Annotated in this window: 17 protein-coding genes; 6 read left to right on the forward strand and 11 right to left on the reverse strand. The window is 70.2% G+C overall.

All coding sequences use genetic code 11. From position 1 onward, the window contains the following. Positions 1–69 precede the first annotated feature (69 nt). A complete protein-coding gene (locus N5I32_RS02895; protein ID WP_261493886.1) occupies positions 70–531 on the forward strand; it encodes a hypothetical protein in 462 nt (153 codons plus the stop codon). A 63-nt stretch (positions 532–594) separates the two neighbouring features. Further along, a complete protein-coding gene (locus N5I32_RS02900; RefSeq protein WP_261493887.1) occupies positions 595–1107 on the forward strand; it encodes a helix-turn-helix transcriptional regulator in 513 nt (170 codons plus the stop codon). On the opposite strand, the gene N5I32_RS02905 is transcribed toward N5I32_RS02900, so the two are convergent. The 4 genes from N5I32_RS02905 to N5I32_RS02920 form a co-directional block, all read right to left on the reverse strand. Beyond that, a complete protein-coding gene (locus tag N5I32_RS02905) occupies positions 1104–1481 on the reverse strand; it encodes a DUF2237 family protein (RefSeq protein ID WP_261493888.1) in 378 nt (125 codons plus the stop codon). The two genes, N5I32_RS02900 and N5I32_RS02905, sit on opposite strands and share 4 nt — an antisense overlap. After that, complete coding sequence (locus tag N5I32_RS02910; protein WP_261493889.1) at positions 1478–2557, reverse strand: DUF2332 domain-containing protein; 1080 nt, start codon at positions 2555–2557, stop codon at positions 1478–1480. Before N5I32_RS02910 ends, N5I32_RS02905 begins: the two co-directional genes overlap by 4 nt. Beyond that, positions 2554–3255: an aminoacyl-tRNA hydrolase gene (gene pth / locus N5I32_RS02915; RefSeq protein ID WP_261493890.1), complete on the reverse strand. Its 702-nt coding sequence runs from the start codon at positions 3253–3255 to the stop codon at positions 2554–2556. The genes N5I32_RS02910 and pth overlap by 4 nt, the downstream gene beginning before the upstream one ends. A gap of 154 nt (positions 3256–3409) precedes the next feature. Continuing rightward, positions 3410–4021, reverse strand: coding sequence for a 50S ribosomal protein L25/general stress protein Ctc (locus N5I32_RS02920; protein ID WP_261493891.1), 612 nt, complete (start codon positions 4019–4021; stop codon positions 3410–3412). Between the two features lie 172 nt (positions 4022–4193). On the opposite strand from N5I32_RS02920, the gene N5I32_RS02925 reads away from it, so the two are divergent. Beyond that, complete coding sequence (locus N5I32_RS02925) at positions 4194–5378, forward strand: MFS transporter (RefSeq protein WP_261493892.1); 1185 nt, start codon at positions 4194–4196, stop codon at positions 5376–5378. A gap of 17 nt (positions 5379–5395) precedes the next feature. Then, the gene (locus N5I32_RS02930; RefSeq protein ID WP_261493893.1) at positions 5396–6553 is read left to right on the forward strand and encodes an MFS transporter; all 1158 of its coding nucleotides are present in this window, start codon (positions 5396–5398) and stop codon (positions 6551–6553) included. Here the strand turns inward: N5I32_RS02930 and N5I32_RS02935 are convergent, their stop codons facing one another. The 3 genes from N5I32_RS02935 to N5I32_RS02945 form a co-directional block, all read right to left on the reverse strand. Next, positions 6554–7717, reverse strand: coding sequence for an alpha-hydroxy acid oxidase (locus tag N5I32_RS02935; protein ID WP_261493894.1), 1164 nt, complete (start codon positions 7715–7717; stop codon positions 6554–6556). Between the two features lie 133 nt (positions 7718–7850). After that, the gene (gene trpA, locus N5I32_RS02940) at positions 7851–8642 is read right to left on the reverse strand and encodes a tryptophan synthase subunit alpha (protein WP_261493895.1); all 792 of its coding nucleotides are present in this window, start codon (positions 8640–8642) and stop codon (positions 7851–7853) included. A 93-nt stretch (positions 8643–8735) separates the two neighbouring features. Beyond that, positions 8736–9266, reverse strand: coding sequence for an acyloxyacyl hydrolase (locus N5I32_RS02945; protein WP_261493896.1), 531 nt, complete (start codon positions 9264–9266; stop codon positions 8736–8738). 176 nt (positions 9267–9442) lie between these two features. Between N5I32_RS02945 and ychF the strand changes: the two genes are divergently transcribed. Further along, on the forward strand, positions 9443–10540 hold the full coding sequence (gene ychF / locus N5I32_RS02950) for a redox-regulated ATPase YchF (protein WP_261493897.1): 1098 nt from the start codon (positions 9443–9445) through the stop codon (positions 10538–10540). A gap of 7 nt (positions 10541–10547) precedes the next feature. Here the strand turns inward: ychF and N5I32_RS02955 are convergent, their stop codons facing one another. Together N5I32_RS02955 and N5I32_RS02960 are read right to left on the reverse strand one after the other, a co-directional pair. Further along, the gene (locus tag N5I32_RS02955; protein WP_261493898.1) at positions 10548–10937 is read right to left on the reverse strand and encodes a YybH family protein; all 390 of its coding nucleotides are present in this window, start codon (positions 10935–10937) and stop codon (positions 10548–10550) included. Continuing rightward, complete coding sequence (locus N5I32_RS02960) at positions 10934–12310, reverse strand: FAD-binding oxidoreductase (RefSeq protein WP_261493899.1); 1377 nt, start codon at positions 12308–12310, stop codon at positions 10934–10936. The genes N5I32_RS02955 and N5I32_RS02960 overlap by 4 nt, the downstream gene beginning before the upstream one ends. Positions 12311–12401: 91 nt before the next feature. Here N5I32_RS02960 and N5I32_RS02965 point away from each other — a divergent pair, with 91 nt between their 5' ends. Beyond that, positions 12402–14087 carry a chloride channel protein gene (locus N5I32_RS02965; RefSeq protein WP_439648171.1) on the forward strand — a complete coding sequence of 562 codons (1686 nt, stop codon included), beginning with the start codon at positions 12402–12404 and terminating at the stop codon, positions 14085–14087. A 7-nt stretch (positions 14088–14094) separates the two neighbouring features. On the opposite strand, the gene N5I32_RS02970 is transcribed toward N5I32_RS02965, so the two are convergent. Together N5I32_RS02970 and cobT are read right to left on the reverse strand one after the other, a co-directional pair. Next, positions 14095–15903, reverse strand: a complete 1809-nt coding sequence (locus tag N5I32_RS02970) for an aminopeptidase P family protein (RefSeq protein WP_261493900.1) — start codon at positions 15901–15903, stop codon at positions 14095–14097. 33 nt (positions 15904–15936) lie between these two features. Continuing rightward, positions 15937–17805, reverse strand: a complete 1869-nt coding sequence (cobT, locus tag N5I32_RS02975; RefSeq protein ID WP_261493901.1) for a cobaltochelatase subunit CobT — start codon at positions 17803–17805, stop codon at positions 15937–15939. Between the last annotated feature and the right edge of the window lie 21 nt (positions 17806–17826).

A 17826-nucleotide genomic window follows, 5' to 3' on the forward strand; every position in this document is an offset into this window, starting at 1 on the left:
CTTGCGCCGGTGGGGCGCATTGCGGATAGTGCGGGCAGGGGCGGGAACGCTCCGACGGGGACGCAGGCGATGAAGCGACGGCAATTCATGCTGACGGCGGCCGCGATGATGATCGCGGCCCATCCTGCGTTTGCGCAGGACATCGTCGGAACCATCACCCAGCAGTTGCGCGTCCAGGGCTACACCTCGATCTCGGTGACGCGCACCTTGCTGGGCCGGCAGCGGATCTTCGCCCGCAGCAGCGAATATCAGCGCGAGATCATCGTGAACGCCCGCACGGGCGAGATCCTGCGCGACTACTGGACCGTGCTTTCCGGCGCCTCGGTGTCCTCGGACGGGGGCATGGCGATCGTCGAGGGGGGCTCCGGATCCTCGTCGTCGTCGTCGGCGGCGGACGATGACGATGACGATGACGACGACGCTGATGATGACGACGACGCTGATGATGACGAGGACAACTCCGGCCCCGGCAGCAGCGACGACGACGAGAAGGACGACGACAACTCCGGTTCGGGCAGCAGCGATGACTGAGGTCTTGCGCCCCCCTCCGAAGCCACCGGCCGGCCGGAGCCCTGCGGCGAAAGGATCGCCCGGGTGACAGGCAAGATCGTTGTAGCCGCCATTCTTTTCATCCAGTCCGTTTGTGCGATCTTCTTCGTCTCGGACATTGTCCTGTCCGTTTTCAACATCTACGCCTCTCCCATCCCCTGGCAGACGCGCGAGTACCTGGAGATCGGCGCCGCGCTTGGTCTGGTGATGGGGCTGGTGCTGGGCGCCATGGTCATTCATCACAACCACCGCGAACGCCGCCGCGCCGAGGAAAAGCTGCGCCGCGCCTCGGGTGCGTTCATGGAACTTCTGGCCGAACGCTTCGACGAATGGGGCCTGACGCCCGCCGAACAGGACGTCGCGCTGTTCGCCATCAAGGGGATGAGCACGGCCGAGATCGCCCAGTTGCGCAGCACCTCCGAGGGCACGGTGAAGGCGCAGACGAACGCCATCTACCGCAAGGCGGGGGTGGCCGGGCGGCCGCAGCTTCTGAGCCTTTTCATCGACGACCTGATGGAAGAGGGCCCGCTGAGCCGGATCGAGGCGAAGGCGGGCTAGGCGTCCTCGCCGCAGTCCTTCAGAACCGCGAGCGGCACCACCTCCAGCGCGCGCCGGTGCGTCGCCGCCAGCCGGACGCGGGGCGCGCATCCCTCGTCATGGGCCTGCATGAAGCGCGCGGCGCAGAGGCACCAGCGGTCGCCCGGCCTCAGTCCGGGAAACCGCATCTCGGGGCGCGGGGTCGACAGGTCGTTGCCCACATACTTGGAATAGGCCAGGAACTCGGCCGTCATCACCGCGCAGACGGTGTGGCTGCCGCGGTCCTCGGCGCAGGTGTTGCAGTGGCCGTCGCGGAAGAAGCCGGTCAGCGGCGCGTTCGAACAGGGCTCAAGCCGCGTGCCCAGAACGTTGACGCTGTCATCCTTCTCGATCATGCCGCGGTCCCCGTGGTTGCGGGCGCATCGGGCGGAGGGGCCCGCCAGTCCACCCAGCGGCCGTGAAAGTCGGCGCGCCCGAGGTCGATCCTACGATCCCCCGGCCAAAGCCGCAACGTCAGCGCCGCGCCATTCGCCCCACCGGTCGCCCCGCCATCCGCCTCCATCCCGAACCAGGCAAGCGGTGCGTCCGCCGCCGCGTGCTGGCCCGCAGCCTCGATCAGGGCGCGCCCGCGGGCCTGAGATTCGGGCGGGAAATACTGCCAGGCCACCGTCGTATAGATCAGGTGAAGCGTGCCGGGCACCGGGGCAAGCCGGCCCGCCAGCCAGTCGATCGCGTCGCCCCGGTCGGGCGCCGGTCCCGCGACCGCGAGCGCCGCATCGGTCAGCGCCCGCCGCTCCTCCTGATCGGGCCAGAGATAGGCGCGCAGCCGCAGCCGGTCCTCCGCCCGCGCCGGGTCGAGCGGGTTGAGGTCGACGCCCGCCCGGCCAGCGACCCGGAACGGCACCCGCGGCGGCAGCGCCCCCCGCCAGTCGGGACTGAGCGTCAGCGCCGGCTGCGCGGCCCCGAACATCACCGCCCCGGCCCTGAGCGCGAAGCGGTCGAAGGACAGGTTCAGCCCCGCACTCGCCCCCAGTTCCGACAGGCGCAGGGGCAGGGCATTTGCCGCCGCCAGCCAGTGCGCCAGCGCGATCAGCACGGCGGAGCGGCGAACCTCGTTGGTCTGCGGCGGGCTGTCGATGAAGCGCCCGATGGCCTCTGCCTCCGTTTCCAGCGCGCGGGCGACGGCGGACCACAGCGCCGCCTCCGTCGCGCTCGCCGGCGGATAGACTGCGCCGAGGCCGGCGTGGCCCGAGAGCTTCAGCGCATGCAGCGCCCCCGCCAGCCGCAGCGGCACGGAGGCGCCGCGCGGCCCAGGATCGCCGGGCCAGTCGAAGAGCCGGTCGGTCAGCGCCGTTCCGGGGGCCAACCGTTCGGCCAGCAGGGCCATCAGACGCGCCATGAAGGGCGAGCCGAGGGCGGCACACTGCGCCGCCTGATCCGAGAGAGCCGCGCGCAGGCGGTCTGCGTTCACCGGAAGCGGTCCATGAGCTTTTGCAGCGTGCTGCGCGTGTCTGTCGGCGCCTCGGGGGAGGGGGCCGCAACAGGGGCGGGGGCGGGATCGGCTGGCTTGCCAGTGCCCGCGGTCCCGGTCGAAGAGCGCGGCGGCGCTGTCCTAAGCGCCACTGCATTCTGGAACCGCGCCGCATCGCCCTCGGCCAGCGCCGGGGCGCCGTCGGAGATGCCGCGCAGCAGGTCCTCGATCCAGTCGGCGTCGGCCTTGGCGAAATCCGACAGGACCCAGGGCGCCACGCGGTCCTTGTGCCCCGGATGGCCGATGCCGATGCGCACGCGCTGATACCCCTCGCCGATATGGGCGTGGAGTGAGCGCAGGCCGTTGTGGCCGGCATGCCCGCCGCCGGTCTTGACCCGCAGCTTTCCCGGCGCGAGGTCCAGTTCGTCGTGAAAGACGATGACCTCGGCCGGCTCGACCTTGAAGAAGCGCAGCGCCTCTCCGACCGACTGGCCGGACAGGTTCATGAAGGTCTGCGGCTTCAGGATCGCCACCCGTTCCCGCCCCAGCCGCCCCTCGCTCAGCATGCCCTGGAACTTGCCGCGAAAGGGGGGGAAGTCGTGGTCGGCGGCGATCCGGTCCACGGCCATGAAGCCGATATTGTGACGGTTCCGGGCGTATTTCGGACCCGGATTTCCAAGGCCCACGAAAAGCCGCATGGGATCATCCTTCTCTTGCGGGGCAGGCTAGGGTGCCGGCCGCGAAGATGCAACGCCCCACGCCGGCGCGCCCGCCGCGGGCGATGGGGCGGCCCGCAAACGAAAACGCAGGGCCGCGAGGGGCCCTGCGCCAGACTGTCGCCGGGAAAGCCGATCAGGCTTCGGCGGCAGCACCTTCCTCGTCCGAGGACCGCAGGCCCGAGGGCGCCGCGATGTTCGCGATGACGAAGTTGCGCGCGATCGTCGGCTTCACGCCTTCCGGCAACGCCACGTCGCCGATGTGGATGACATCGCCGATCTCGCGCCCCGTCAGGTCGACGGTGATGTGATCGGGGATGTCGCCCGCGGTCACTTCCAGTTCGACTTCCGGGCGCACGATGGTGACGGTGCCGCCCTTCTTCAGTCCCGGGGCCTTCTCGTGGTTGATGAAGGTCACGTGGATGAAGAGGTTGACGCGGGTCGTGCGGCGGATGCGCATCAGGTCGACATGCGTCGGCAGGTCCTTGACCACATCGCGCTGGACGCCGCGGCAGATCACCCGCACGTCGTCCTGGCCGTCAACCTTGAGGTTGAACAGCGTCTGCAGGAAGCGGCCGGCCTTCAGGCGCTTCAGCAGGGTATAGTATTGGATGTTGATCGGCAGGGGCTCTGCGCCGCCGCCGTAAACGATGCCGGGTACGTAGCCCTCACGACGAGCTTGACGAGCGGCCCCCTTGCCTGTCCCCGTCCGTACCTCGGCGACAAGATCAGGGATCTCACCAGCCATTGGTCTCTCCATAGATGTAAAGGGCATCCTCCAAGGGTGCATGCCCATGAGCGGCGGGCTATAGAGGCATTTCCCGGCGAAGGAAAGCGCAAAATGCGGGGGCGCGTGTCGCGGGCGGAAAAGTCCGCGCGGCCTTGCCCGCGCTAGAAGCGGGGGATACGGAGTGTCCGCCATGTCCCTCTTGCGCCAGATCCGCCTTGCCCGCGCCCCCATCGTCGCCTTCGCCGCGATGGGGATGCTCTGGGGCGCCTTCGCGGCGCTGGTGCCCGATGTCAAGGCGATGCTGGGCGCCTCGGACGCGGAATACGGCATGCTTCTCTTTGCCACGCCGCTGGCCGCGGTCGCCGCGATGCTGGCCGCCCCCGCGCTCGCCCCCCGGCTGGGGCGGCATGTCCTGCCGGTGTCGATGGCGCTGCTGGCGCTGTCCTTCCTGCTGCCGGGCTGGATGTCGGTTCCGGTCCTCTTCGCGGTCGCGATGCTTGCGGTGGGGGCGAGCAACGGTTTTCTCGATGTCACCATGAACGCCCGCGTCAGCGCGCTGGAACTGTCGCACGGGCTGCACCTGATGAACCTCAACCACGCCGCCTATTCCTTCGGCTATGCCGGGGTGGCGGTGGCGACGGGGGCCGCGCGCGCCGCCGGGTACGCCCCGGGCGAGATCCTGAGCGTGGTCGCGCTGGTGATCGGGGCGCTCGCGCTCCTGACGGTGGAGCGGGGGCCTGACATCAACGGCTTCGACCGCGCGGCGGGTTTCGGCGGGCGGCTTGGCGCGCTGCCGGTCTGGGGCGGGGTGATCGTGCTGATCGCCTTCCTGTCCGAGAACGCGGCCGAGAACTGGTCGGCGCTCCATATCGAGCGCACGCTCGGCGGGTCGGTGCAGGAAGGCAGCTTCGGCCCCGCGGTCATGGCGCTGACGGCGGGGCTTGGGCGCATCGCCGGGCAGGTGGTCGCCGCGCGCGTGGCCGAGGCGGTGCTGATGCGCTGGGGCGTCCTGCTTGCCGCCGCGGGCATGGTGCTGACCGCGCTGGCCCCTGCGCCCGCGGTCGTGCACATGGGGCTTGTCGTGACCGGGCTTGGCGCCTCGGTCATCGCGCCGACGGCCTTTTCGGTGGTCGGGCGGCTGTCGGACCCCGGGCGGCGCGCGCTGATGATCGCGCGGGCCACCACGCTCGGTTATCTCGGCTATTTCTTCGGTCCGCCCGCGCTTGGCCTCGTGGCCGAGATGTTCGGCCTGCGCGCGGCCTTCCTCGGCATCGCCGGGGTGATCCTGGCCGTCCTGTGGCTGTTCCCGCGGCTTCTGGCCTGCGGCGGCAGGGGCGCCGCGCCGGAAGACCGGCCCGAGGCACCGGCAGCATGACGGGGCGGGGGGGCACCATGGCCACGCTGATGGAGGCGGCGCGGCTGTCGCGCGCGCCGAGCCTGGGGCTGATGGCGGTGGGCGTCTTCTGGGGCGCCTTCGCCGCCTACATCCCCGAGATCAAGGTGCGCGCCGCCGCGCCGGACGCCGCCTTCGGGCTGGCGCTGATGATGGCCGCGGCCGGCTCCATCGTCTCGATGCAGGCGGCCCCGCGGGTGCTTGCCCGGTTCGGCCGCGCGACCATGCCGGCGGCGGGCGCCTTCGCCGCCCTCGTGGCGCTTGCACCGCTTGCAGTCGGCGACACCGTGGGGCTTGGCGTGGCGCTCTTCTTCATGGGGGCCGCGATCGCGATGATCGACATCACCGCCAACATCCGCCTCTCGCTCGAGGAGGCGGCGCGCGGGGTGCATCTGATGAACCTCTGCCACGCGGGCTTTTCCTTCGCCTTTGCCGGGGCCGCCTTCGCCGCCGCCGAGGCGCGCCGGAGCGGCTGGCCGCCCGAGGCGTTCCTGCCGCTCTCGGCCTTGGTGGTCCTGGCGCTGGGCCTGGCCACGCGCGAGGGCGCGGGCTGGCGCGCGCCGCCCGCGGCGCCCAACGGGGCGGGGCGGTCGGACGGGCTTCTGCGTGCAATCCTGCCGGTCGCGGTCCTGCTGTTCCTCGCCTTCGTCTGCGAGAACGCGACCGACAACTGGTCCGCGCTCCATATCGAGCGGACCCTGGGCGCCGAGGCGGGCTTCGGCGGCTACGGCCCGGCGATGCTGGGGCTGACCATGGGGATCGGGCGACTTTGCGGGCAGGTCGCCGCGCAGCGCCTGGGCGAGGCGGGGCTGATCTTCGGCTCCGCCCTCGTGGGCACGTTCGGCGCCATCGTCACGGCGATTGCCTGGGCGCCCTGGGTCGGGGTCCTGGGCGTGGCCTGCATCGGCCTTGGCGCTGCCGTCACCGTGCCCTCGGCCAACACGATCCTCGGCCGCCTCGTCCGGCCAGACCAGCGCGGGCTGGCCCTGTCGCGGGCCTGGATCTTCGGCTTCGCCGGGTTCTTCGTCGGCCCCTCGCTGATGGGGCAGGTTTCCGCCGCCTTCGGGCTGCGCTGGGCCTTCGGCGCCATCGCCATCCTGATGGCGCTGATGCTGCCGGTCGCCCTTGCCCTCGGCCGGATGGAACGGCGCCGCTAGTCAGGTGTAGGCGTCGAGAAACCCGCGGGGCAGCAGCACGTTGTGCCGCCCGACCGCCGCGATGTCGCGTTCGCCGCAAAGTGCCATCGAGGTGTCCAGCTCCTTGCGGATCACCTCGAGCGCGGTCGTCACGCCCTTTTCGCCCATCGCGCCAAGGCCATAGACGAAGGCGCGCCCGATCATCGTGCCCTTCGCGCCAAGCGCCACCGCCTTGAGCACGTCCTGCCCCGACCGGATGCCGCCGTCCATCCAGACCTCGGTCCGGTCGCCGACCGCCGCCACGATCTCCGGCAGCATCCGGATCGAGGACAGCGCCCCGTCAAGCTGGCGCCCGCCGTGGTTCGACACCACGATCGCATCGGCGCCGACGCCCACCGCGCGCTCCGCATCCTCGGCGTCGAGGATGCCCTTGAGGATGACCTTGCCGCCCCACTTGTCGCGCAGCTTCGCGATCTTGTCCCAGTCAAGCGCCGGGTCGAACTTCTGCGCCGTCCAGGACGAGAGCGAGGCCGGGTCGTCCACCCCCTCGACATGTCCGACGATGTTGCCGAAGAAACGCCGCTTCGTGCCCAGCATCTCCAGCCCCCAGGCCCATTTGGTGGCCAGGTTCAGCATCGTCGGGATGGTCAGCTTCGGCGGGGCCGAAAGGCCGTTCTTCAGGTCCTTGTGGCGCTGGCCGAGGATCTGCAGATCGACGGTGATGACCAGCGCCGAACAGCCCGCGGCCTTCGCCCGCCCGATGATCCGCGCGTTGAAGTCGTCGTCGTTCAGCGTGTAGATCTGGAACCAGAACGGTTTGGTGGTATGCGCCGCGACATCCTCGATCGAGCAGATCGACATGGTGGAGAGCGTGAAGGGCACGCCGAACTTCTCGGCCGCGCGCGCCGCCTTGATCTCCCCGTCCGCGTTCTGCATGCCGGTCAGGCCCACGGGGGCGAGCGCCACCGGCATCGCCACCTCCTGCCCGATCATCCGCGTCGCGACCCGACGGCCGGTCATGTCGCGCGCGATGCGCTGGCGCAGGCGGATCGCGGCAAAGTCGGTGGAGTTCTCGCGGAAAGTCTGTTCGGTCCAGCTGCCCGATTCCGCGTAGTCGTAGAACATCCGCGGCACCCGCCGGCGATAGAGGCGCTTTAGATCGTCGATGCAGGTGATGACGGGCATGGGAACCTCTCGCGTGAACTGGTAAAGTTTCATTACCAATTTATGCCGATCAGTGCAAACCCCTTGCGCATGGCCGCGTCCCGATGCCGCGCGGGCGGCCTCGGGTGAAAGTGTCGCGGACAGCGAAGGCGGCTCAGGCGCTGTGGGCGCCGTCCGCAAGGCCCTTCACGAAGGCGAGGATCTCGGGGACCTTGTGACCCTGTTCGACCATCTTCACGATGGCCGATCCCACGACCGCGCCGTCGGCGACCGAGGCGATGGCGCGCGCGGTCTCCGGCGAGCGGATGCCGAAGCCCACGATCACCGGCAGGTCGGTCGCCGCCTTGATCCGCGCGACCTCGGGGCCGACGTCGGCCGCCTCGGCCGCCGCCGCGCCGGTGATGCCGGTGATCGAGACGTAGTAGACGAATCCGGAGGTGTTCTGCAGCACCTTGGGCAGGCGGCGATCGTCGGTGGTTGGCGTGGCGAGGCGGATGAAGTTGAGCCCGGCCCTTTGCGCGGGGATGCAAAGCTCGTCATCCTCCTCGGGCGGCAGGTCGACGACGATGAGGCCGTCGACGCCCGCGGCCTTCGCATCGGCAAGGAAGCGGTCGACGCCGCGCGAATGGATCGGATTGTAGTAGCCCATCATCACGATGGGCGTGGTGTCGTCGTCCTTGCGGAAGGCCGCCGCCATGTCGAGCGTCTTCTGAAGCGTCTGCCCGCCGTCGAGCGCGCGCTGCCCGGCAAGCTGGATCGTCGGGCCGTCTGCCATCGGGTCGGTGAAGGGCATGCCAAGCTCGATGACGTCGACGCCGGCGGCGGGCAGGCCCTTCATCAGCGCCAGCGAGGTTTCAAGGTCGGGGTCGCCGGCCATGATGTAGGCGACGAAGGCCTTGCGGCGCTCGGCCTTCAGGGCGGCAAACTTGCGGTCGATCCGGGTCATGCGACGTCTCCTTGAGCCTTGGCGCGCGCGCCTTGGCTCTTGCAGAAAAGCGCAGGGAAAATCAATGGGGCTCGGATCGGGCCGGCAAGTCGCTCAGAACGACCGGCGCAGGCGCAGCGATACCGCGTTCACGCCCGGGTTTCGCTCCGATGTCCCCGCGTTCGACTTGTGGGTAAGGGCCAGGGAGATCGCCGTGGTGTCGTTGAGCCGGCGCCCGATGCCGACAAGGCTGCGGATCTCGAAGTTGCTGCCAAGGTCGTTGCCGTCGCCGCTGTCGCGGAAATAGCCGGGCATGACGCTGGCCTCGACGAACCAGCGGTCGCGCAGCGGCCAGAGCGCGGCCGGCCCGCCGCCGATGAAGAGGTCGCCCTCGGAATGGGCGACGATGGCGGCGGCGATGGACCAGTCAGCCCCGGCGAAGTGCCAGCGCGGGCGGGAATGGACCTCTAGCTCCAGGATCGCGCTGTTGCTCGCGGCGGGTTCGTTGAAGTCGGAATAGCCCAGCCCGAAGACGAGGTCGGCTGCCGCGGCCGGAATCGGCCCGGCCAGGGCGAGCGCGATCAGGGCAGGGCGCAGCAGCGCCGGTAGCAGGCCGGCAGGACGAAGCGGGACGGAAGGGCGCATTCTGGAACTCGGGCTGTCGTGACACCTGACCCAGATGTCGGGGATGGGCCGTCGATGGGCAAATGACATGCCATCACAACCGCTCCATCGGCCTGTGAGGGCCCCCGGGAAGGCCGCGCTTGCGCCCCCCGGCGCGCCGGACTAAAAGCGCCGCGACCGTGGCAGGAGTGGCGCAAATGGGTTTCAGGATGGGCATCGTCGGGCTGCCGAACGTGGGCAAGTCGACGCTTTTCAACGCGCTGACGCGAACCGCCGCCGCGCAGGCCGCAAACTTCCCCTTCTGCACCATCGAGCCCAACGTGGGCGAGGTCGCGGTGCCCGACGCGCGGCTGGAACGCCTTGCTGCCATCGCCGGGTCGAAGCAGATCATCCCGACGCGCATCACCTTCGTCGATATCGCGGGCCTCGTGCGCGGCGCGTCCAAGGGCGAGGGGCTCGGCAACCAGTTCCTCGCCAACATCCGCGAGGTCGACGCCATCGCCCATGTGCTCAGGTGCTTCGAGGATGGCGACGTGACCCATGTCGAGGGCCGGATCGACCCCATCGCCGACGCCGAGACGATCGAGACCGAACTGATGATCGCCGACATGGAGAGTATCGAGCGGCGGCTGGCCAACATCGCCCGCAAGATCAAGGGCGGCGACAAGGAGGCGGTGGCGCAGGAACGGCTGATGAAACAGGCCCTCGCCGCGCTGGAAAACGGCCAGCCCGCGCGCACCGTCAAGGTGGCGGAGGAGGACGAGAAGGCCTGGCGCATGCTCCAGCTCCTGACCGCCAAGCCGGTCCTCTATGTCTGCAACGTCGAGGAGGCGAAGGCCGCCACCGGCAATTCCCAGTCCGACCGCGTGGCGGCGATGGCGGCGGCGCAGGGTGCGGGCGTCGTCGTGATCTCGGCCAAGATCGAGGAGGAACTGGCGCAGATGCCCGCCGAAGACGCGGCGATGTTCCTTGAGGAGATGGGCCTGCACGAGGCCGGGCTCGACCGGCTGATCCGCGCGGGCTACGACCTGCTCGGCCTACAGACCTATTTCACCGTCGGCCCGAAGGAGGCCCGCGCCTGGACCATCGAGAAGGGAACGCTGGCCCCGGCGGCAGCCGGCGTCATCCACGGCGACTTCGAACGCGGCTTCATCCGTGCCGAAACCATCGCCTACGACGACTACGTTGCCGGCAACGGAGAGGCCGGCGCGCGCGAGGCCGGCAAGTTCCGGGTCGAGGGCAAGACCTACGAGGTCAAGGACGGCGACGTCCTGCACTTCCTCTTCAACGCCTGAGGCGTGCTCAGCCCTCGGGCGAGAACTGCGCGCTGACGGCAAGCCAGCCCTCGGCGCCCTCGCGGAGGAGTGCGGCCAGGATCACGCCGACCCGCCCCGCATCGCTTCCGTCCGGGTGCGAGAGCCCGGACAGCACGAAGCGCTGGAGAACCTGCGCGACACCTGGCGCGACCGCGCGCAGCCGCGTCCGCCCCGTCACCAGCTTTACGCGCGCGAGCGTTCCGGCAAGTTCGGCGGCCAGCACCTCCTCAACCGCCTCGCGCCCTTCGGCCCAGGCCCCGGTCAGGGACACGAAATCCGCGTCCGGCGTGAAAAGCCGCCCGACCGCGCCAAGATCGCGGGCGGAGAAGGCGTTGGCGAAGGCGCGCGGGAAATCGGCCGGGTCGGCAAGGCTCATTGCGAAACCTCCACGACCTTGCCGGGGTTGAGGATGCCGTCGGGGTCAAGCGCGCGCTTGATCCGCGCCATGACATCCCAGGCCTCCCCGTGTTCCAGCGCCATCAGGCCCTTCTTGCCCACGCCCACGCCATGCTCGCCGGTGATCGTGCCGCCCAGCCGCAGCGCGCGTTCCGCCAGCCGCCGGGTCACCTCCTTGGCGCGGGCCAGTTCCCCGGCGTTGCCGCGTTCCAGGAGCAGGATGGCGTGAAAGTTCCCGTCGCCGACATGGCCGAGGATCGGGCCTTGCAGCCCGAGGTCGGCGATGTCGGCGCGCGTCTCCGCCACCGCCTCGGCCAGGCGCGAGATCGGCACGCAGATGTCGGTCACCATCCCCATCGAACCGGGGCGGGCGGCGATGCAGGCGCGATAGGCCCCGTGCCGCATCCGCCAGAGCCGGTTTCGCTCCTCCGTCGTCGTGGCCCAGTCGAAGCCGAGGCCGCCGAACCCCTCGGCGATCTCGCCGAAGCGGCGGGCATCCTCGGCGGCCGAGGCTTCCGAGCCGTGGAACTCCACCATCAGGTGCGGCAATTCGGGAAAGGCCGTCCCCGACTGCGCGTTGAAGATGCGCGCCACGGTTTCGTCCACGAACTCGATCCGCGCCATAGGGATCGCGGACTGGATCGTGGCGATGACCGCCTCGACGGCGGCGGCGAAATCGGGGAAGGCGCAGACCGCGGCCGACACCGCCTCGGGCTGGCCATGCAGGCGCAGCGTCAGTTCGGTGACAAGGCCAAGCGTGCCCTCGGAGCCGACGAAAAGCCCGGTCAGGTCATAGCCGGCCGAGGACTTGCGCGCCCCCGACCCGGTGCGGATCACCCGCCCGTCGGCCAGCACCACCTCAAGCGCCAGGACGTTGTCGCGCATCGTGCCGTAGCGCACCGCCGTGGTCCCCGAGGCACGCGTGGCGGCCATCCCGCCCAGCGTCGCGTTCGCCCCCGGATCGACCGGAAACATCAGCCCGGTCGCCCGCAACTCCGCGTTCAGCCCCTCGCGTGTGATACCGGGCTGGACCACCGCCTGCATGTCGCCGGGCCGCACTTCCAGCACCCGGTTCATGCGCGCGAAATCGACGACGACACCGCCCGCAAACGCCAGCGCATGCCCCTCGAGCGAGGTGCCCGCCCCCCAGGCCACCACCGGGCAGCCGTGGCGGGCGCAGATCGCGACAAGGCGCGCCACCTCCTCGGTCGTCTCGGGCCAGGCCACCGCGTCGGGCGGGGTTTCGGGAAACCAGGTCTCGTTCTGACCGTGCTGGGCCAGATCGGGCTTGGACCGGCTCAACCGATCCCCTAGAAGAAGCGTCAGTTCGGCAAGCGCCGCGTCGTGGGGCATGGTGTCCTTCCGGCTGGTGGCGCGGGCGACCCTAGGCCAAGCGGGCGGGCCGGGGAAGCCCCCGGCATCGCCGCCCGCGGAAAGGTGCCGGATGGGGACGCCGGGGCAGGACAGCTTGCGCCGCATCGCCGGCGACTGGCGCGCCGCGGGGGCACGCGCGCTCGCCGTCATGCGGGCCGCGGGGCCGAGCCAGATCCAGTTCTGGTTCATCGCGCTGGCCCTCGGGGTGGCGGCGGGCACGGCGGCGCTTTTCTTCCGCAAGGCGATTTCCGCGATCCAGACCGCGATCTACGGCACCGACGATGTCCTTCTCGCCTCGGCGGCGGAGTGGCTGCCGTGGTGGTGGATCCTCTCCATCCCGGCCCTCGGCGGGCTGGCCGTCGGCCTCATCCTGCATCGCTTCACCCCCGACGGGCGGGTGCGCGCCGTGGCCGACGTGATCGAGGGCGCGGCGCTCCGGCAGGGCCGGGTGGAGCGGCGCGCCGGCGTGGCCTCGGCCCTTGCCTCGCTCATCACGCTCTCCACCGGCGGCTCCTCGGGACGCGAGGGGCCGGTCGTGCACATGGCCGCCGTCATTTCCACCTGGGTCGCGCGGCGGATCAACGCGAACGGGATCACCGGGCGCGACCTTCTGGGCTGTGCCGTCGCCGCGGCGGTCTCGGCCAGCTTCAACGCCCCCATCGCCGGCGCGATCTTCGCGCTCGAGGTGGTGCTGCGCCACTTCGCCGTCCATGCCTTCGCCCCCATCGCCATCGCCGCGGTCGCGGGCACGGTCATCAACCGGATCGAATACGGCGGCGTCACCGAGTTCATGCTGCCGGGCGAGGGCGGGATCGCCTTCTTCTGGGAACTGCCGGCCTTTCTCCTGCTCGGGGTGGTGTCGGGCCTTGTCGCGGTGGCGCTCATGCGCGCGGTCTTCCTGGCCGAGGATCTCGGCGACCGCCTGCAGCGCGCGACGGGCCTGCCGCGCTGGCTGCGCCCGGCGCTGGCCGGCGCCATCGTCGGCGCCATCGCCATCGCCTTTCCCCATGTGATCGGCGTGGGTTACGAGACCACGTCGGCCGCGCTGACCGGCCGCATCGGCCTGGCGACCGCGATCCTCTACGCGGCGGTCAAGGTCGTCGCCGTCGCCGTCACCCTTGGCGGGCGCATGGGGGGCGGCATGTTCTCTCCCGCGCTGGTCGTGGGCTCGCTCACCGGCCTCGCCTTCGGCCTGATCGCGACCGGCCTCCTGCCCGAGGTATCGGGGGCCGAGACGGTCTATGCGCTGGCCGGCATGGGCGCGGTCGCCGCCGCCGTCCTCGGCGCGCCGATCTCGACCACGCTCATCGTTTTCGAGATGACGGGCGACTGGGAAACCGGCATCGCCGTGATGGCGGCGGTGTCGCTGTCGACCGCGCTCGCCTCGCGCCTGGTGGAGCGGTCCTTCTTCCTGACGCAACTGGAACGGCGCGGGGTGCGGCTGGCGGCCGGCCCGCAGGCGTACCTTGCCGCCACCATTCCCGTCGCCCGCGTTCTTCGCCCGCGCGAGGCACCCCGCGCGGCACCCGCGGACGCCTGCCGCGACCTGATCGCGCAGGGGTTCCTCTTGACCGACGCGCAGACGCTGGACGCGGCCCTCCGGCTGTTCGAAACCTCGGGCGCGGAGTTCCTGCCGGTGGTGCGCGCCACCGCGCTGGAAGGCCCGCCCGAACTGCTCGGCGCGGTGTTCGAGGCGGACGCCCTGCGCGCCTACACCCGCGCGCTGGCCGACACCGCCGCCGAGGAGCATAGCTAGGGCGCGACTAGATCGCGGCCGTCGCCTTTTCGAGCCACCGGCGCGCCCCGTCCGACAGGCGCGGCCCGATCTTCGCGCGCACCTCGGCGTGGTAGGCGTTCAGCCAGTCGCGCTCCCCCGCCGACAGTGCGGCGGCATCGACCAGCCGCAGGTCCACCGGCGCGAAGGTCAGGGTGCGAAAGGCCAGCATCCGGCGCTGCGCGTCGCCGCCGGGCAGGAGGGGCGCCTCCTCCACCACGACGAGGTTCTCGATCCGGATGCCAAAGGCGCCCTCGCGGTAGTAGCCCGGTTCGTTCGACAGGATCATGCCGGGCTCAAGCGGCACGTCCGACAGCCGCGACAGCCGCTGCGGCCCTTCGTGGACCGAAAGATAGGCGCCGACGCCGTGGCCGGTGCCGTGGTCGAAATCCTGCCCGGCGAGCCAGAGGTGGTAGCGCGCCAGGCTGTCCAGATGCGCGCCCGCCACGCCGCGCGGCCAGCGCAGGCGCGAAATCGCGATCATGCCCTGCAGGACGCGGGTGAAGCAGGCGCGCACCTCGGGATCCACCGGGCCGACCGGTACCGTGCGGGTGATGTCGGTCGTCCCGTCCAGATATTGCCCGCCCGAATCGATCACCACGACCTCGCCCGGCAGGATCGGGCGGTCGCTCTCCTCGGTCACGCGGTAGTGCATGATCGCGCCGTGCGGGCCGGTGCCACAGATCGTCTCGAAGCTGATGTCCTCCAGCGCGTTGGTCGCGCGGCGGAACCCTTCAAGCGCGCGGACGGCGTCGATCTCGCTCAGTCCGCCCCCCGCTGCGGCGCGGTCGAACCAGGCGAGAAACTCCACCATCGCGGCGCCGTCGCGTAGGTGCGCCTCGGCCATGCCGGCGATCTCGGCGGCGTTCTTGCGCGCCTTGGGCAGGATGCAGGGATCGGAGCCCCAGGCGACGGCGATGCCCGCCTCCTTCAGGATGCCCGACACCGCAAGGGGGGCGGTCGTCCGGTCCACCCGGACCGGGCCGGAGAGTGTGCGCAGCGCGGGCTCGAACGCCTCGGGCGGGCGGATGGTTATGTCGGGGCCCAGATGGGCGCGGACCGCGTCCGAAAGCTTGTCGCCCGCGACGAACAGGGTCACATGCCCGCCCGCCTCGAGGATCGCGAAGGCGTGGACGACCGGGTTGCGGGGAATGTCGGTGCCGCGGATGTTGAGAAGCCAGGAAATCGAATCCGGCAGCGTCAGGATCGCCGCCGCCTGTCCGGCGCGTGCGAGATCGTCGCCGAGGCGTGCGCGCTTGTCGGCTGCGGCCTCGCCCGCGACCTCCAGCGGGTGGGTACGGATCGGGCCCAGTGGCGGGGGCGGCTGATCGGGCCAGACAGAATCGACAAGATTCCTTGTCTCGCAGATCTCTATGCCGGTATCCTCAAGTGCCGCGCGAAGATCCTCGATCTCCTTCGCGGTGTGAAGCCACGGGTCGAAGCCGACCTTGCCTCCGCCAGGCAGCATCTCCTTCAGCCAGTCGGCCGGCTTCACCTCGGGCCAGTTCACCGGGGTGAAATGGGTCAGATCGACCTGCACCTTCACCTGCGTGCGGTAGCGGCCGTCGACGAAGACCCCGGCAATCGCCGGCAGCACGATGCAGAACCCTGCCGATCCGGTAAAGCCCGTGAGCCAGGCCAGACGTTCGTCACGGGGGGAGACATATTCACCCTGATGCGCGTCGGCGCGCGGCACCAGAAAGCCATCCACCCCGGCGCCGGCCATGACCGCGCGCAGCGCGGCGAGGCGGGCGGGGCCCTGTTCGGGGGAGGCGGAGGCGTGGAAGGTCTGGAACATGCGCTTCTTGATCCCTGTCGCGGCGGCAAGACCTCAGCCCGCCTTCCTGATCCCCATCACCCGCGCCCGCGCGCGCGGGTCGCTGTCAAAGAGACTGGCCAACTGCTCGGTCATGGCGCCCGCCAGTTGCTCGACGTCCGTGATGGTCACCGCGCGCTGATAGTAGCGGGTCACGTCATGGCCGATGCCGATGGCGATCAGTTCCACGGCCTTCTTCCGCTCCACCATGGCGATCACGTCGCGCAGGTGCTTTTCCAGGTAGTTCGCGGCATTGACCGACAGCGTGGAGTCGTCGACCGGGGCGCCGTCCGAGATCACCATCAGGATCTTGCGCTGTTCGGGCCGACCGATCATGCGCCGGTGCGCCCATTCCAGCGCCTCGCCGTCGATGTTCTCCTTCAGGAGTCCCTCTTTCATCATCAGCCCGAGGTTCGAGCGTACCCGCCGCCACGGCGCGTCGGCGCCCTTGTAGATGATGTGGCGCAAGTCGTTGAGCCGCCCCGGCTGCTGCGGCCGGCCCTGCGCCAGCCAGCGTTCGCGCGACTGCCCGCCCTTCCAGGCGCGGGTGGTGAAGCCGAGGATCTCCACCTTGACCTGGCAGCGTTCCAGCGTGCGCGCCAGCACGTCGGCGCAGATCGCGGCGATGGAGATCGGCCTCCCGCGCATCGAGCCGGAGTTGTCGAGGAGCAGCGTCACGCAGGTGTCGCGGAACTCGGTGTCCTTCTCGACCTTGAAGGACAGCGGCGTGGTCGGGTTCGCCACCACGCGAGCAAGGCGGCCAGCGTCGAGAATCCCCTCCTCGCGGTCGAATTCCCAACTGCGGTTCTGCTGCGCCTGAAGCCGGCGCTGAAGCTTGTTGGCCAGCCGGCTGACCGCGCCCTTCAGCGGGTCGAGCTGCTGGTCGAGATAGGCCCTAAGGCGTTCAAGCTCGGCCGGTTCGGCCAGATCCTCGGCCTTGATTTCCTCATCGAAATCAGTTGTGTAGACGGAATAGTTCGGGTCCGCGTCGGAATGCGGCGCGGGCGGCGGCGGCTCCAGCGGGGCATCGCTCTCGGGAAGCTCGGCCTCCTCGCCGTCCTCCATCTCGGCGGCCTCGTCCATCATTACCTTGGACTGGGAACTGTCCTGCTGGTCCTCCTGGCTCTGGTCAGGTTCGGCGTCGGCCTCTTCGCTTTCGCTTTCCTCCTGACCTTCGGAGGTGTCGGGCTGGTCCTCGGTCTCCTCGCCCTCACCCTCCTCCTCGTCCTCGAGGTCGGGGTCGTCGCCAAGCTGGTCGCCGTAGCCCAGGTCCTTGATCACCTGGCGGGTCAGCCGGGCAAAGGCCGCCTGGTCGGCCAGCACCTCGTTGACATGCTCCAGCGTGCCGCCCGCCTGCTCCTCGATGAAGGGGCGCCAGAGGTCCATCACGTTGCCCGCGCCGCCCGGCATCGGCCGCCCGGTGGCAAGATGGCGGATGAGATAGCCCGCGGCCTGCGCCAGCGGCGCCTCCTGCGCGGAGCGGATCTGGGAATAGCCCTTGCGCTCAGCCTCCTGCGCGATCTTGGCGTCGATGTTGCCGAGCGTGCCGGGCATGGAGCGCGCGCCCACCGCCTCGCAGCGGGCGGTTTCCATCGCCTCGTAAAGGTCGCGCGCCATCTGGCCGGTGGGGGAATACTTCGCGGCCACCGCGTCGTCGTGGTGGCGCCGGCGCAGTGCCAGCGCGTCGGCGGTGCCGCGCGCGATCAGCACTTCTTCCCGCGTCATCCGGCGCGAGACCTGCGGCAGGCGCATCGCGTCCGCCGTCATGCCCGGCGGATCGACGGAATAGGTGACGGTCAGGTCAGGGTCGTCCGCCAGCGTCTTCGTCGCCTCGGCGAGCGCCTTCTTGAACGGATCGGCGGGGTTGTCGGAGGTTCGGGTCATGGGGCGCAATCAACCACCATG

It is taken from the genome of Albidovulum sediminis (genome assembly GCF_025380365.1).
Taxonomy (GTDB): domain Bacteria; phylum Pseudomonadota; class Alphaproteobacteria; order Rhodobacterales; family Rhodobacteraceae; genus Albidovulum; species Albidovulum sediminis.